At 41.5% G+C, this 16,631-nt stretch carries 7 protein-coding genes; 5 read left to right on the plus strand and 2 right to left on the minus strand.

The features are described 5' to 3' along the window. The first annotated feature begins 88 nt into the window (after positions 1–88). A complete protein-coding gene (locus K429_RS0115660) occupies positions 89–2,932 on the plus strand; it encodes a glycosyl hydrolase family 28-related protein (protein WP_026367532.1) in 2,844 nt (947 codons plus the stop codon). 212 nt (positions 2,933–3,144) lie between these two features. On the opposite strand, the gene K429_RS0115665 is transcribed toward K429_RS0115660, so the two are convergent. Beyond that, entirely contained in the window at positions 3,145–4,620 is a 1,476-nt protein-coding gene (locus K429_RS0115665; protein WP_026367533.1) for a sialate O-acetylesterase, read from the minus strand. A 315-nt stretch (positions 4,621–4,935) separates the two neighbouring features. Between K429_RS0115665 and K429_RS0115670 the strand changes: the two genes are divergently transcribed. The 4 genes from K429_RS0115670 to K429_RS0115685 are packed head-to-tail and all read left to right on the plus strand — an operon-like array spanning position 4,936 to position 12,286. Then, positions 4,936–6,228, plus strand: coding sequence for a glycoside hydrolase family 71/99-like protein (locus K429_RS0115670; RefSeq protein ID WP_022209335.1), 1,293 nt, complete (start codon positions 4,936–4,938; stop codon positions 6,226–6,228). 3 nt (positions 6,229–6,231) lie between these two features. Next, positions 6,232–7,629 (plus strand): sialate O-acetylesterase, encoded by a 1,398-nt coding sequence (locus tag K429_RS0115675; RefSeq protein ID WP_026367534.1) that lies wholly within the window; start codon positions 6,232–6,234, stop codon positions 7,627–7,629. A gap of 25 nt (positions 7,630–7,654) precedes the next feature. Continuing rightward, a complete protein-coding gene (locus tag K429_RS0115680; protein WP_026367535.1) occupies positions 7,655–9,916 on the plus strand; it encodes a GH92 family glycosyl hydrolase in 2,262 nt (753 codons plus the stop codon). Positions 9,917–9,925: 9 nt separating this feature from the next. Beyond that, positions 9,926–12,286, plus strand: a complete 2,361-nt coding sequence (locus tag K429_RS0115685) for a glycoside hydrolase family 3 N-terminal domain-containing protein (RefSeq protein WP_026367536.1) — start codon at positions 9,926–9,928, stop codon at positions 12,284–12,286. A 121-nt stretch (positions 12,287–12,407) separates the two neighbouring features. Here K429_RS0115685 and K429_RS0115690 read toward each other — a convergent pair whose 3' ends face one another. After that, positions 12,408–16,451: a two-component regulator propeller domain-containing protein gene (locus K429_RS0115690; RefSeq protein ID WP_007219683.1), complete on the minus strand. Its 4,044-nt coding sequence runs from the start codon at positions 16,449–16,451 to the stop codon at positions 12,408–12,410. Positions 16,452–16,631 lie beyond the last annotated feature (180 nt).

A 16,631-nucleotide genomic window follows, 5' to 3' on the forward strand; every position in this document is an offset into this window, starting at 1 on the left:
TCTAATAATCAACGAAATAATTCATCAATCTGTGTTAATCTGCGTAATCTGTGGTGAGTCTTAATCCCTTTTAGAACAATCAATAATTATGAATCGAAATAACGAAACTACAGAAACGTTTTCTAAGTTGTGGGTAACAGCTATGATAACCCTAACGATGATGCTTCCTGTGAATGTCGCCTGTTCGCAAACAAAGCAGCAGGTACCACAGCAAAGTATCAAAACTATTTATCCCACAAAAGACTGGGCCATATCCGACTTTGTTGTGACTGCCCCTGAATTTGGAGCTAAAGCTGAACCGGGATTTGATAATAGAGCTGCTTTTCAAGCGGCTATTGACGCTGCATATCAAAGTGGTGGCGGAGTAGTATATATACCAGCCGGAAATTATGAGTTCCGTAGTACGCAGGTCGGTACTAAAAACGTCAGAGTTCGTCAAGGCAGTTCGGAAACAAAGAAAGATTTTCATTTTGAGTATGTTTTGCGTCTCCACCCTGGTGTGCAGCTTCGTGGTGATTGGGCTGATCCGGCATCCCATAATGGGAAAGTCCTTGGAACAATTCTCGAAGTACGTGTCGGTAAAGACTCACCGAATTACGATGGAAGTGTTGAAAGCTGGTGGAACGACGGCCAGGCAGATAATGCGCTTCGTACCACCTATACCAGTATAGCTGATAGATTCATAGAGATGAACGCGGGCACTGGAGTTACTAATCTCTCTATTTGGTATCCTGAACAGGATATCCATCATGTAAAACCATATCCGTGGACGCTGTTCCAAACCCAGGGAGATTGTGCTACGATAGAACGTGTCACTCTTGTAAACTCTTACAATGGTTTTAATTCTGCTCCGAGTGAGTTACATTATGTTCTGAACAGTTATATGACGGCTCTTAATAAAGGTATCGAAGTGCATGTATGTACCGATATCGGACGCATTGAGAATGTCAGGATAAGTCCTGAATACTGGGCAAATTCCGGTCTTCCGGGAGCACCTTCTCTTGAGGATGTAACAGCTTATACAAGGGCAAATGGCACGGGATATCAAATGCACCGTTCAGACTGGGAGTATGTTTCTTATCTGTATATATCAGGTTATAAAACAGGTGTGTGGATAGGGCGTGAACCCGGTTTTGCCGATGCTCCCAACGCTCAGTTGTATGAGGTGCATGTAGGCGACTGCGGTAACGGGTTGTACGTTGAAGATGTCAATCCGTATGGCATACTTATATCCAACTCATCCTTCGGAGCGGGTCAAGATGGTAATGCAGTGTATTTCTATAAGGATTTCAGCACTTCTGTACAATTCAACGGTGTGGATTTCAAAGGTTCTGTCGTAGGTGATGGCGACGGAGGGGTCGTATCGTTTGAAAGTTGTACATTCAGTGAATATAATGATTATGCTCTTAGAATGAACAGGGGTAATGTATTGTTGTCCCAGTGCGAATTTAAAAAGAATGCCGGGCATGTCTATCTCGGAGCGAATATGCATACCTTGAAATCGGTTAATTCGGGCTATAAATCTAAACTGAAGGTGGATAATCACAGTACTTCCGCTAAAGTGGAAGTTATCACAGGGAAGAAATACTTCTTTGAGCCCATTCCTAAAAATGTGAAAACAAATATCGACGTGCATCCAAGACCGGTATCGGATAGAGTATTGAAAGCGGATTTAGCGAGGGCGACTGGCTTTAATAATGATCGTCCCGTAAAAGACGTATCGGCTGATTTGCAGTCTGCGCTGGATGCTGTGAAAGCCGCTGGCGGAGGTACGCTCTACCTGCCGGCCGGAAGATATTTAGTGAATAACCCTATAAAAGTGCCTTCGGGGGTTGAACTGCGGGGATCATGGGATGTACAACATCACACACAAAGTGGTGGAACTGCCATATTTACCAATTATGATGGCGGAAACGCAGGAGAAAGCGGGCCTTCGCTCATACAGCTTGAAGCCCATGCAGGTATCAGAGGTATTACGCTGGCACAGCTTAATATCGCTTCCGATGGTTTTAGTGTTGAAAACCCGAGAAAGACCCCGTTCCTGATACAGGGACAAGGTCCGAAGGTGTATATTATAAACGTAACCATAGCTGTAGGTGACAAAGGGATAGACTTGGCTTCATACGACACGAGCGGGCATTATGTCGATTATTTGGGTGGTGTACCTTTAAGGGCAGGTATCTGGGTTGGCGGTGGCGCCGAAGGCGGATTCATCCGCAATATGCAGTTGAATCCTCATTACGGATCAAGGCTTCCGGAAGGGGGGCAAGGATATCCGGAAGTATTTATGATGCGCTTCGTACAGTCCAATTGCAGTGCGCTTAAATTTGCAGATGTCAAGAATCAGACTATTTTCAATAATTTCGTTTATGGCTCGGTATATGGAATCCATTTTCTGAAAGATGCAATAACAGGCAAGTATCCGGGGGAAATGACCGTTATAGGTCATGGTTCTGACGGGTGTACTTATTCTCTGTTTGTAGAAGATGCGGATAAGGATACTAAGATAGTTGCCATTAACTCAGAATTGGTCAATACTAAAATTCCAAATGAGCCGGTCAGGTCTTATGTTCTCATGGGAGATAAGGTTAATACCGATAAAGTTCATCCTAATGCTAAATTGATTTTGTACAATAGTGCATTTTGGGGCAGCCCTGTCATCGGGGCGATAATAAATAATGGTATTGTATCTTTCCAACAAGCTAATTTCTCACGTTCCGGTACGCAGGGTGTAGATGTTAGAGGTGGTAAAGCGCATGTCTATACTTCTTATTTCGCTCAAAAAATGGCGGAGACAACTGTCAAAGATGAAGGGTACGCCAGACTGGGAGCGCAGGGTAAATCGATAGAGTTTACTAACAACTACTATATTTCCGGTTTCCGGTTTAATAAGTCGGGAGAGGGATTGATTTATGGATCTGATAAGAAGTAGATGTTGGATGGATAGATTCTTGTGAATGTGACATTGTGGAATGGCTACACCCTTTTACCCGGATGGTGTAGCCTTGACCACAAAAGGGTGTAGCCATCCGGGTAAAAGGGTGTAGCTATCGCAAGATGTTTATTATAAGTAAGTTATATCAGAGCTGTACATGTTCTGTACTAAGATTCTCTCGGTCAGGAGGTATCTCTTAATTTATCTTTTTACCAGTTATCTGTTCGGAAAGGAATCAGTGGCAGACCATGAATATTGAAAACATTGGCTTCTGCATAGTTTTTATAGGCATACCGAACTGCTACCGGATGAGGTACTTTATCACTGGATACTGTCAGACGGGTAGTGCTGGTTTCTATTTCAGCAAATGCCGGATAGAATACTTTGTCTTCTCCTGCTATCTCAAACCCCTTGAGAGAAGTCCACATCGGGCACAATCCCCGTTGGGCATTTTCAACATTGATGTATATTTTGTTATCGGATATCTCCATGGATTTATAAATAGGTGATGCATATCCGAATCCTTTCTTACCGTAAGTCTTTGCAAGTGCCCAGAGCGCCAGACGGTTTCCGACAGTCTCTTTATCCATGGGATGTATAAAGACGGGATGGCCTATGTCTAAAGTTGAAACCATACCGCTATTCGGAATATCTTTCATGTTTTGCAGTTGTACTTCGCGCATCCGTGCAGCTGAAGTTCCATCTGCTCCTTCATAATTGAACGGGGCTATTTCCACAAAATAGAAGGGAAGCTCACCTCGGTTCCATTTGTTTCGCAAGTCTTTTACAAAGGCCGGCATCAGACTCTGATACAGATCGGCATTGTCTCGGTTACTTTCCCCTTGGTACCAGAGGAAGCCTTTGATAGCAAAGTTTGTGAAAGGGGCTATTTTGGCATTATACAGTACACAGGGAGTAGCGGTTATATTCTTTATCTGCTCATCATTGTCAAGGATCGACAGATTGATACTTTTGAAAGGAGAAATCGCTTCCCGGCTCATCCATGCTTCCACTTTAGAACCTCCCAGGGTAGAAACGATAATACCAACCGGTATCTCCAGAACTTCCTGTATATATCGGGCGAAATAATAAGCGGCGGCACTAGTGTTTGCTACATTCACTGGAGTGTTTTCCAACCATTCACCCTGACAGTCTTTTTGTGGGGTCTTGTTGAATTGGCGCACCCATTTACCTTCTTGAGAGTCAGTATTGTATATGCGGATAGGGGTAGATGGTTTTGCTTTGGCAATCAGATCATTGGTTCCTTTGGTAGGTTGACGGTCGAATCCTCCCATCGGCATTTCCATATTCGACTGTCCGGAACAGAACCAGACTTCACCTATCAATACGTTTTTTAAAGTGAGCGGTTCACCGTCATTGAAAGTTATCTCGTAAGGTCCACCTGCCTGTGGAGTGGGGATCTGTAGTTCCCATTGGCCTTTATTGTCAGCGATAGCCTTGTATGTTTTGTTGTTCCACGAGGTCTTTACTGTCAGGGTTGCTTTGGCTTGCGCTTGTCCCCAGAGTTTGACGTCTGTCTGTTGTTGCAACACCATATTATCTGCAAGTACGGAGGGGAGTTTTACTTTAGCTTCTGCGTTGACAGAAAGAAAGAGGAAAGCTAACAGAAATGAGAAGTGTATCAGTGAGCATCCATTCATACGGTTTGAAAAAACTTTTTTCATAATATTCTTTATTAGTAGTTGAACTATGAGTTATAAACTATGTACAAAGGTAAGTACGGGTTGTTATCTTGTGATTAATTTCGTATTAACTACATTCGAAATCTGTTTTAATAATCTTTAAAAAGACACTTTTAAGATGATTTTAATATAGGAAAGGCAAACAATCCTCATATTAATTGAAAATTAAGTGTAAGCTAATTGAAATATAACTGAAGCATTAATCTGTCGGGCTTACATTTGCAAGGTGAAATAATAGACAATGGCAGAGGTATAGGTGGAAAGTTTTTTAATAATAGATATAAATAATAATATTTTATGAGAGTTAAGTTATTCATAGCATTGGGTATGCTTGGTATGAGTTTGTTTACTTATGCCGGTTCCAGACACGCCGCGGAGACTTCTTATCCGAGTTATAAAGGATTGGTAATGGCGGGATATCAAGGTTGGTTTCGTGGACCGCAGGATGGAACAAATCAAGGTTATGGCCATTATGGAACCGGAAAGCAATTTGACGAGAAACATTGTACCATTGATGCATGGCCCGATGTGAGCGAGTATGAGAAAACGTATGAGACTTCTTTCCGCCATGCCGACGGAAGAAAAGCACGTGTATTCAGCTCTGCGGACAAGTCTACTGTTGATTTGCATTTCAAGTGGATGAAAGATTACGGAGTGGATGGCGTGTTTGTACAGCGTTTTGTGGACTATACCCGTGGAGATCAAAAGAATTCGGTGCCTAACCGTATCCTGGAAAATGCTTTGGAAGCAGCTTCCAAGTATGATCGTGCCATCGCTGTGATGTATGATCTGTCCGGTTTGAGAAGATCCGGTGAAGACTGCTCCATGATAATAGAAGACTGGAAGAGGCTGGTGGACAATCAGAAGGTGACTAATCAGTCCGGTGCGAAAACTTATTTGCACCATAACGGAAAGCCGGTAGTGGCTATCTGGGGTGTCGGTTTCCCCGACCGTCCTTACAATATCAGGAATATCGGCATGGAGCGCTTGATTGACTTCCTGCAAAATGATCCGGTATATGGCGGTTGCACGGTAATGTTGGGTGTTCCTACCTTCTGGCGCACTCTGGAATCAGATTGTATGAATGATCCTTATCTGCATACATTGATCCGAAAGGCGGATATCGTTCTGCCGTGGACTATCCAGCGCTTCTCTCCGTTATTGCACAATGATATGGATCGTTTTCGTGACCTGGTTATTGGAGATATCCGCTGGTGCGAAGAGAATGGAGTAGATTATGTTCCCGCCGTAACTCCTGGGTTCAGTTGGCATAATCTCAGCAAACTGGAGTTTCCGGATGACGTAAAGCCTGTAGGCAGTATTCCCCGTCAGGGAGGACGCTTCTATTGGCAGCAACTTTCTACAGCGATGATGGCAGGGGCGGAAATGATTTATGTAGCCATGTTTGATGAGGTGGATGAAGGTACCGCTATCTTTAAATGTACGGGCGATCATCCGGTTAGTGACATTGCCAAGTTTATCGATATGGACGGCCAACCTTCCGATCATTACCTGTGGTTGACTGGTGAGGCGGCCCGTATGCTCAGGAAAGAAATTCCATTGACATTTAAGATGCCCGTAAGAAATTAAACAATGAAACGATATCAGTTAATAATGGCTCTGTTTGCATCCTTTCTGCTTCTGGCGGAAGGGGTGCAGGCACGTATTACAATGCCGTCTTTCTTCTCTGACGGAATGGTGTTGCAGCAAAAAAGTGCGGTTGCCATTTGGGGAAGCAGTGACAGGAAACAGCAGAAAGTAACTGTAAAGACTTCATGGAATGCTAAGAAATATACGGCAGTTACCGATGAATCGGGTAACTGGAAAGTAAAGGTAGAGACACCTGTGTATGGTGGTCCCTACAGCATAGAGGTGAGCGATGGTGAGTCGGTACATATCAATAATGTATTGATCGGTGAGGTATGGCTTTGTTCCGGCCAGTCCAATATGGATATGCGGGTAAGCGGACGTTATGGTGATCCGGTGATTGGTTCGTTGGATGCCATTGCCACTTCCGGAAATCCCGAAGTTCGTATGTTTATGGTAGGAAGCAAGATGACGTCCGAACCACTGACTGACTGTGAAGGTATTTGGCAGGAAGCTTCTTCTGAAACAGTCCCCGAGTTCTCGGCTGCCGGATATTTCTTTGCACGCAAACTGAACCAGGTGCTCAAGGTACCCGTAGGTATCATCCATGCGAGTTATGGAGGTTCGCGGGTGGAAGCCTGGATGAGTAAAGAAGGGATAGAACCTTACAAAGACTTGTCGGATGTACACAATGCTTCTATTCTTTATAATGGCATGTTGAGTCCCGTAGTCGGTTATGGCATACGAGGCTGTTTGTGGTATCAGGGAGAAGCCAATGTAGATGTCCCCGACCTGTATACGCAACTGTTTCCTTCGTTGGTGAATGACTGGCGGAAACAATGGGGAATAGGGGAATTTCCTTTCTATTATGCTCAGATTGCTCCATTCAACTATAATAAGGGTGAGGGGAAAGGACAAAACTCGGCCTATTTGCGTGAGGCTCAGGCAAAATGTCTGGGTATTGTACCTTCTTCCGGAATGATAATTCTGACTGATATCGGTGATGCGCGTACCATACATCCTATGGAGAAGGAAACCGTAGGTAATCGTTTTGCATACATGGCCTTAGGACTAACTTATGGTAAGAAAGGTTTCCCCGTAACCGGTCCGTTGTATAAGTCTATGCAGATAGAGGGAAATAAGATCGCGGTATCATTTGATGAAGTAGGTAAAGGTTTGACTACATATCGCCAACCACTGACAGGTTTCGAAATAGCCGGTGAGGATAGGGTGTTCCATCCTGCCAATGCGCATTTGGGTAAAGATGCTCAAACGGTGGTCGTTTCCAGCCCGGAGGTGCCACATCCGGTGGCAGTGCGATATGCTTTTAAGGATTATGTGAAAGGCTGTCTTTATAATATGTTCGGTCTTCCGGTATCTTCATTCAGGACAGATGATTGGTAACAAAAACATAAACATATATAATTTTATGAAGAATAAACTCTACATGCTGTTGTTGGCCTCAGGAATCGGATTGTTTTCCTGTGCAGAACAGGATCTCCCCAAGGAGTATACCGATAGCGTGAATGTATTTATAGGGACTGGTGGACATGGCCACACTTTCCCTGGTGCAACTTTACCCCATGGAATGGTACAGTTGAGTCCGGATACCCGTCTCTTTGGCTGGGATGCCTGTTCCGGCTATTATTACGACGATACTTCCATCATGGGCTTTACCCATACCCATCTTAGTGGAACGGGTATTGGAGATTATGGCGATATACTCTTTATGCCCGTAGTCGGCGAGAAACCTTTGATTGCCGGGACAGCGGAAAATCCGGATGAAGGTTATCGTTCTCGTTTCTCGCATGAACAAGAGAGTGCCCGGCCGGGATATTATCAAGTACTGTTGCAGGATGATTCTATCAATGTGGAACTGACCGCTACTTTGCGTGCAGGCCTGCATCGGTATACTTACCCTAAGGCAAGTGATGCCCGTCTGATTGTGGATATGGAACCTACCATTCATGGTCATCAGCATCCTGTTACTCAGATTCGTGTGGTGAATGATTCTACCATAGCAGGAATGAAATATACTGTTGGTTGGGCTAAGCGTCACTATGTATATTTCTATGCAGTGTTTTCCAGTCCGTTTGATTATAAATTGTATTCGGGAACTGAGTATCAATCGGATAGTACATCTGTAACAGTCAATACCGCTAAGGCAGTGATGAGTTTTAGAAATCTCCCTGCTGACGGACGTGTATTGGCAAAGGTAGGTATTTCAAGTGTGGACGAAGAGGGCGCCCGATTGAATGTAGAGGCCGAAATCCCCAATTGGGACTTTGAAGGTGTCATGAAACAGGCGAATACTACCTGGAATGAAGCCCTTGGAAAGATTGATATCGAAACCTCGGACAATGATAGCCGTACTGTATTTTATACTTCACTGTATCATGCATTTATCCAGCCGAGCCTGGCATCCGATGTAGACGGACGTTACCGTACAATGGGACATGAGATTAAACAGGATGCTTCTTATACAAATTATACAGTGTTCTCTCTCTGGGATACTTTCCGTGCAGCTCATCCTCTCTATACCATCGTTACACCAGAGCAGAATCAGGCTTTCATTCGTTCACTGCTTCGTAAGTATGATGAGGGTGGCATCTTGCCTAAATGGGAACTGGCTTCTAATGAAACAGGTACTATGATCGGTTACCATGCCGTTTCTGTCATAGCCGATGCTATGATGAAGAAACAATGCGATTTTGATGTAAAGAAGGCACTGGAAGCATGCATACGTTCATCGGTATATGATACTACGGGTGTTACGCCGATGATGGATCGTCAGATTCTGAATGGGAAACTGATGCCTGTATCCATTAAATATAAGAATGAACTGGGATATATTCCTTGCGATAAGGTAGGTGGTTCTGTTTCACAAGGACTGGAATTTGCTTATAATGACTGGCTGATAGCCCAGATGATGAAGGAGCATAACCGTAAAGACCTTTATGATAAATATATGGAGCTTTCCAGGAACTATCGGAACTATTTTGATCCGGAAATTAAACTGATGCGGGGACGTCTGAGCGATGGCAGTTGGATTACGCCTTTTGATCCGGCATCCGTGCAACGTCCCAGTAATTACGTAGAAGGGAATGCATGGCAATGGGCATGGTTTGTTCCACAAGATGTAGAAGGATTGATGGAACTGGTTGGAGGACAGAAATCTTTCGAAGCCCATCTGGATACGCTGTTTACTACAAGTTCCGAACTGACGGGTGATCCGAACGCCGCTGCCGATGTTACCGGAATGATTGGCCAGTATGCACATGGCAATGAGCCAAGTCATCATATTCCATACCTTTATAATTATGCCGGTGCACCTCGCAAGACACAGGCTTTAGTAGACCATATTCTTCGTACACTCTACCATAATGATCCTAACGGGCTTTCCGGAAACGAGGATGTTGGACAAATGTCTGCTTGGTATGCATTGAGTGCTATGGGATTCTATTCGTTCTGTCCGGGCCGTCCGGTTTATGAAATTGGCCGTCCGATATTCGATAAAGTGACTATTCATTTGAGTAATGGGAAAGATTTTGTAATCCAAGCGAAGAATAATAGTGTGGAAAATAAGTATATTCGCTCCATGAAGTTGAATGGTGAGGATTTGGCGGAACCGAGATTCTCTCATTTCGACTTGATGAAGGGTGGAGAACTAATATTTGAAATGGAAAACTAAAAAGATGCTATGAAAAGAAGAATCGCTTTATGTATTGCTGTATCGCTTTGTGCGGGTGTGTATGCGGGTAATAATCCCGGTATATATAAGAAAGGCTGGATTGATTTTAACAAGAACGGTGTGAAGGATATCTACGAAGATCCTTCGGCACCGATAGAGGCAAGAGTACAAGACCTGCTGTCGCAGATGACCTTGGAGGAGAAAACTTGCCAGATGGCTACCTTGTACGGGGCCGGCCGTGTACTGAAAGATTCTCTTCCTACTGAGAAGTGGAAAGATGAAATCTGGAAGGACGGTATAGCCAATATAGATGAACAGGCCAATGGCTTGGGACGTTTCGGTTCTTCTTTATCATACCCTTATGTAAATAGTGTAGAAAATCGGCAGACCATTCAGCGATGGTTTGTGGAGCAGACTCGCTTAGGAATACCTGTTGATTTCACCAACGAAGGTATTCGCGGACTTTGTCATGACCGGGCCACCATGTTCCCTGCCCAATGCGGACAGGGGGCTACCTGGAATAAGGAACTGATCAGTGAAATAGCTCAGGTCACCGCTGAAGAGGCAAAAGCATTAGGTTATACTAATATTTATTCTCCTATTTTGGATATTGCACAAGATCCGCGTTGGGGACGTGTAGTAGAATGTTATGGAGAAGATCCTTTTCTGGTGGGAGAACTTGGAAAACGGATGATTAAAGGACTTCAGCAAGAAGGACTGGTTGCCACTCCCAAACACTTTGCAGTATATAGTATCCCTGTCGGTGGGCGTGATGCCGGTACTCGTACCGATCCACACGTAGCACCGCGCGAGATGCGGACTCTTTATATCGAACCTTTCCGCAAGGCTTTCTGCGAAGCCGGAGCATTGGGAGTCATGAGTTCGTATAATGACTATGATGGTGAACCGATTACCGGAAGCTATCATTTCCTTACTGAAATACTTCGCCATGAATGGGGTTTCAAAGGCTATGTAGTGTCTGACAGTGAAGCGGTAGAATTTCTTTATTCCAAGCATCAGGTGGCTGCCGATGCTGTAGATGGAGCTGCCCAGGTAGTAAATGCGGGACTGAATGTGCGTACTAACTTTACTTTGCCCGAGAACTTCATTCGTCCGCTTCGGCAGGCTATTAGTGAAGGAAAGGTTTCCATGCAGACGATTGATAGCCGTGTAGCAGATGTGTTGCGGGTAAAGTTTGGGATGGGGTTGTTTGATAACCCTTATAAGGGAGATGCAAAACATCCTGAAAAGGTGGTGCATAGCAAGGAACATCAGGCAGTATCCATGAGAGCGGCTTTAGAATCTATCGTTTTATTGAAGAATGAGAATAATATCCTGCCACTCTCCAAAGATTTGAAGAAAGTAGCAGTGATTGGTCCTAATGCGAATGAAGTGCAGAACCTGATTTGTCGTTATGGTCCGGCTAATGCTCCGATAAAGACGGTATATCAGGGAATAAAAGAGTATTTGCCTGATGCAGAGGTTCGCTATGCAAAAGGAACAGACATTATTGATAAATATTTTCCGGAGAGTGAGCTTTACGAAGTACCATTGGATCAGGAAGAACAGGCTATGATGGATGAGGCTGTAGCCTTGGCAAAGGAATCGGACGTAGCCATCATGGTACTGGGAGGAAATGAGAAGACAGTACGTGAGGAATATTCCCGTACCAATCTGGATTTGTGCGGACGACAGGAAAAGCTATTGCAAGCTGTATACGCAACGGGCAAACCTGTGATCTTGTTACTGGTAGACGGACGTGCCGCCACCATCAACTGGGCTGAGCGTTATATTCCGGGTATTGTACATGCTTGGTTCCCGGGAGAATTTATGGGAGATGCTGTGGCACAAGTACTTTTCGGTGATTATAATCCGGGGGGTAAATTGGCGGTAACCTTTCCCCGTTCGGTAGGGCAGATACCTTTTGCTTTTCCTTTTAAACCGGGTTCCGATTCAAAAGGTTTTGTACGTGTTACCGGTACGCTTTATCCCTTCGGATATGGTTTGAGTTATACTACTTTTGCTTATAGTGATTTAAAGATAGAGAATCCGGTCATTGGTGTACAAGGTAGTGTGAAGTTGAGTTGTAAAGTGAAGAATACAGGAAAAGTAGCCGGAGATGAAGTCGTTCAGCTTTATCTGCATGACGAGATGAGTTCTGTGACTACATATGTAAAAGTATTGCGTGGCTTCGAACGTATCCATCTGGAACCGGGCGAAGAAAAAGTGATTGATTTCGTGCTTACCCCGCAAGAGTTGGGATTATGGAATAAGGATAATCATTTCCTAGTAGAACCGGGTACGTTTGCGGTAATGGTGGGAAGTTCTTCACAAGATATAAAGTTACAAGGAAAATTTGAAGTGAAATAGTCATTTTAATTATTCTCCGGTTCATTTGTCATTTAGATTATTCTCTATTGCTCCAAGAATTGAGTACGGCTCTTCCTTCTGCTTTTGATTTTAAGGAATATTCAGTAGAATATTGAATTGATCATAATAGTTCAGAAGGAAGGTGTCCGTAAGTCTTTTTGAATGTTTTAGTAAAGTGGGAATTATTTTTGAATCCCGTTTTATAAACAACTTCAGAGACATTAAAGTTACCTGATTCTAATAATTCTTTAGCTCGTTTCATCTTATAGCAACGTATAAATTCGGATGCTGACTGGCCTAAAAGGGCTGTAAGTTTTCTGTGTAATTGCATACGACTTGTTCCAATCTCCTTACAAATATCTTCTATATTGTAATCCGTTTCTTCTAAGTGTAATTCTAACCAATTATTAAGCTTGTTTATAAATTTCTGTTCTCTTTCGTCTAATGCTATATAATCTTTATTTTCGTTAGTGTCATCATCATTCGTATTAAGTGTATTTCTCTCTTGATATTTTTTGAGTGAAATCATATTTCTTACCTGAAGTATCAGGCTATCCGGGTTGAAAGGTTTGGTGATGTAGATTTCAGCTCCACTCTGATATCCCTTTAATAAGTCTTCTTCTGCTGCTTTGGCGGTAAGTATAATGACAGGAATATGACTTGTGTGGAAATCGTTTTTAAGTTTGTTACACAATTCTAATCCATTCATTCCAGGCATCATGATGTCGGTAATGATTAGATTCGGGATATATTTTAATGCTGTTTCGTATCCGGAAAAAGCATTATCTTCGGTTAATACCTCGAAGTGTGGGGAGAGATATTGATGTAAGTATTTACGCATATCATAATCGTCTTCTATGACCAGAATGATTTGTTTGGAGGCAGAAAGCTGTACAGGTGATTCTTCCTGTAAAAGATTTGATTGTTGTTCTTCTTGTATATGTGATTGGTTGATTTCTTCTTCCTTGTAATAATGTTGAGTGATAGGAATAGAAACATTAAAGGTTGTACCAACTTCTATGGTGCTCGTTACTGATATTTTTCCGTGATGCAGTTGTATTAGTTCATATACAAGCGATAGTCCAATGCCAGTTCCACTCGATTGTTGAGTACCGCATTGATAGAAGCGGTCAAAAATGTGTGGAAGATCTTGTTCTGATATTCCACAACCATTATCTTCAACTGTAAAGAAGATATGATCTTCTTCTTTGGCGATAAAGACGGTTATTTGATGTCCTTTTTGAGTGAATTTAATAGCATTGGATAATAGATTATTTAATATTTTGCTCACCTTGTCTCTGTCTATCCATCCTTGTATTTCAGAAGAGTCTGAAAAATACTGAAAATTTATTCCTTTTTGTTCTGCCAGAGGTCTGAAGCTCTCCAGTATCGCTTCAAATAAATGTGCGATATTTGTCTCTTGTATAGATAATGGAAGAGCTTCTTTGTCTATTTTTCGAAGATCTAAAAATTGATTGATTAAGTTGGATAGGCGGTTTGTACTTTGCTGAATAATCTGAAGTCTGGAGATTATGAATGTATCATCTGTGGGATGCTTAACCAACTCCTGTAAGGGAGCACTGATAAGAGTGAGCGGCGTTTTTATTTCGTGCGCAATATTGGTGTGAAATTTTAGCCTGTTGTCATTCATCTCTTTATCATGTATTCTCTCTAATTGTTCGATGTGTAGTTTGTATTTTAGTTTTTCTTGTCTCTTATAATGTATGACAATGATATAAATAATGATAATTCCCAGTAAAGTATAGGTGAGGTATGCCCACCAACTGGCCCATGGAGCAGCTAGGATTTCAATATCCAGTGTTCGATATTCATCCGCCCATACTTGGTCACTGTTGGAAGCTTTGATACGCAGTTGGTATTTTCCGGGAGCAAGATTGTTGTAAGATGCAGAACGGTTTTCAGCACCTCCATATATCCAGTCTTTGTCATATCCTACTAGTTGATGCGCAAATTTATTGGATTGTGGATTATTGAAGTGTATTCCTACATAATTGATAGTGAAATTATTTTCATTGTGCTTTAAAGTTATTTCTGAAGTTTCAAGAATTGATTTTGGTAATAGAACTCTTCCATTCTTTTTCTTCCCTATTTCTACTTCTTTATTGAATACTTGCAATTTGGTAATCAGTACTTGAGGCTTAATTGGATTGCGTGTTATTTCGTCAGGGTGGAAATAGGTTATCCCATTTATGCTGGCAAAGTAAATAATCCCATTGTCATCTATCTGACTGGTTTCCATTAAAGAATTGTTTGATAAACCATCTTTGTAGTAAAAGCGGTTTATCTCATTGGTGGTAGGCGTGAATTTGATAAGACCTTTGCTGGTAGCCAGCCATAAAGCACTATTTGTGTCTTCAATAATGGATAGAATCTTGATATTTCTCAATTGGCTAATGTGATTGAAGCTTTTTATCTGAATCTTTCCACCAGAGAAGTCGATGCTGTTCAATCCCGCATCTGTACCAATCCATATTTTATTGGAACTGCTTTGGGTTACTGCCCATACATGGTTACTGTTTATCTGTTCGTTATGATTATCCGATAAGTAAAATCGTGTTTGATTAGTAATGTTACTTTGCTCATCAAGTTCAAACATAAATAATCCAAAATCTCTGGTGCAAGCCCATAGGTGGTGAGTACCCTTTTCAAAATATAGGTTATTGATATTAATCTGACTGTTTTTCAGATTGAATTTATTGTATATTTTGATTTCAAATTTATCCAGTTTCGTCTTTTTTATTAGTATGAGCCCATTTCTATATCCTGCCCATATATTACCCTTACTGTCAGATTGAATTCCTCTTATGTTTGTAATTTTTTCTTTGTGAGATGTTTGAGTGGGAATAACTGAACGTGGGTGCTGGAAGTTATTTTTTTGTTCCAACATATATATATTATCTGTGGTAGAAATCCATATATTACCTTCGTTGTCTTCAGTAATAGAATTGGCTGTTTGCGGTAAAGTAACAGGGATTGGATTATTCTGTTTTTCATTGATATAAAATAATGATTTCTGCTTAATTTGTATCCACATCCTATTCGCTCTATCCTTGTAGAAAGCTCTTATGAAATTCCTGTCTTCTTTTTTGACATCAAAAAAACGGTAAAAGTGGGGAGATAAAAGATTCAATCGTCCGACTCCATTTGTTCCTGTTCCAATCCACAGATTTTGCATATTGTCAATGAATATGGCTTTTATGATTGATTTCTCAAGATATTCGTTTTCGTCTGTGGCCAACTTTTCTATTCTATAGCTTTGTTTCTGATAGGTTAGGGTTAAAATCCCTGCATTCTCTGTACCGATTAGGAATGTATCTTCGCTTTGTTTTCTAATGGTATGAATACGTTCCAATTGTTGGTATGAGGTTAGTATCTTTTCTATTTGATGTGTATCTCTATGATACAAAAATAATCCTTCATATCCTCCTAACAATAAATGTTTGTCATCTAAAGTTTCTATGGCAAAAATGGATGAAGTAATATTGGGCAATTTTTGGGGAAGAATATGTGAATGGGATGGAGGTGTATTGTTGGGATTTAGGGTGTAGAGCCCTATAGTGGTACCTAATATCATTTCATCTTTTGAATTCCTGTATATGGCACGAACATTAGTCATTTCTTCGAAATTAGATACGATGGGAGTGATTCGGAGCTCTCTATTTTCTGGTGAGTAATTTAATTTATATACTCCACAGCCTGTGCCTGCCCATAGGTTATGCTCATTATCTTCATATATTGAATATATATTATTATCTAAGGGATTTTCGCTAAATTTGAATTTGGAAAATTCTTCCAGATCATAATTATATAAATTTAATCCTCCACCTTCGGTTCCTATCCATAGATTTTCGGCAGAATCCAAATATATGGAGAGAATACGATTGTCGCTGATAGATTTTGGATTGGTATCGTCAAACCTATAGGTTTTGAATGTATATCCATCGTAGCGCAGTAAACCGTCATAAGTAGCGATCCAAATAAAACCATATCGATCTTGGGCAATGGAACTGATGTCATGTTGTGAGAGCCCTTGATTCATAGATAGAATTTCCAGACGATATTTAAAACTAAAATCGGATGCTAATGCTTCTGACAGATTAGAAGCATATAGAAATATACTGAGTAATAAATAAAATGCCTTCATAAATATAGTAGATTATGAAACAAAGATAAAATATAATTTTAGATAAGAGTGAGAGTGCAATATAAAAAAGAGGCAGATGATACATGGAGAGCTAATGTGTTACAAATAGCGCAATGTAATGTGACCTAAAAGTGAAAAAACGGTCAAATATTGAACTTTGTTACATCCTTTTTAATCGTT

It is taken from the genome of Bacteroides sp. 14(A), assembly GCF_000526555.1.
In the GTDB taxonomy this organism is placed as follows: Bacteria; Bacteroidota; Bacteroidia; order Bacteroidales; family Bacteroidaceae; genus Bacteroides; species Bacteroides cellulosilyticus.

Bases quoted from the DNA above. Each gene is read 5' to 3' on its own strand.
- K429_RS0115660 (WP_026367532.1), top strand. From the start codon at position 89: ATGAATCGAAATAACGAAACTACAGAAACGTTTTCTAAGTTGTGGGTA.
- K429_RS0115665 (WP_026367533.1), bottom strand. From the start codon at position 4,620: ATGAAAAAAGTTTTTTCAAACCGTATGAATGGATGCTCACTGATACAC.
- K429_RS0115670 (WP_022209335.1), top strand. From the start codon at position 4,936: ATGAGAGTTAAGTTATTCATAGCATTGGGTATGCTTGGTATGAGTTTG.
- K429_RS0115675 (WP_026367534.1), top strand. From the start codon at position 6,232: ATGAAACGATATCAGTTAATAATGGCTCTGTTTGCATCCTTTCTGCTT.
- K429_RS0115680 (WP_026367535.1), top strand. From the start codon at position 7,655: ATGAAGAATAAACTCTACATGCTGTTGTTGGCCTCAGGAATCGGATTG.
- K429_RS0115685 (WP_026367536.1), top strand. From the start codon at position 9,926: ATGAAAAGAAGAATCGCTTTATGTATTGCTGTATCGCTTTGTGCGGGT.
- K429_RS0115690 (WP_007219683.1), bottom strand. From the start codon at position 16,451: ATGAAGGCATTTTATTTATTACTCAGTATATTTCTATATGCTTCTAAT.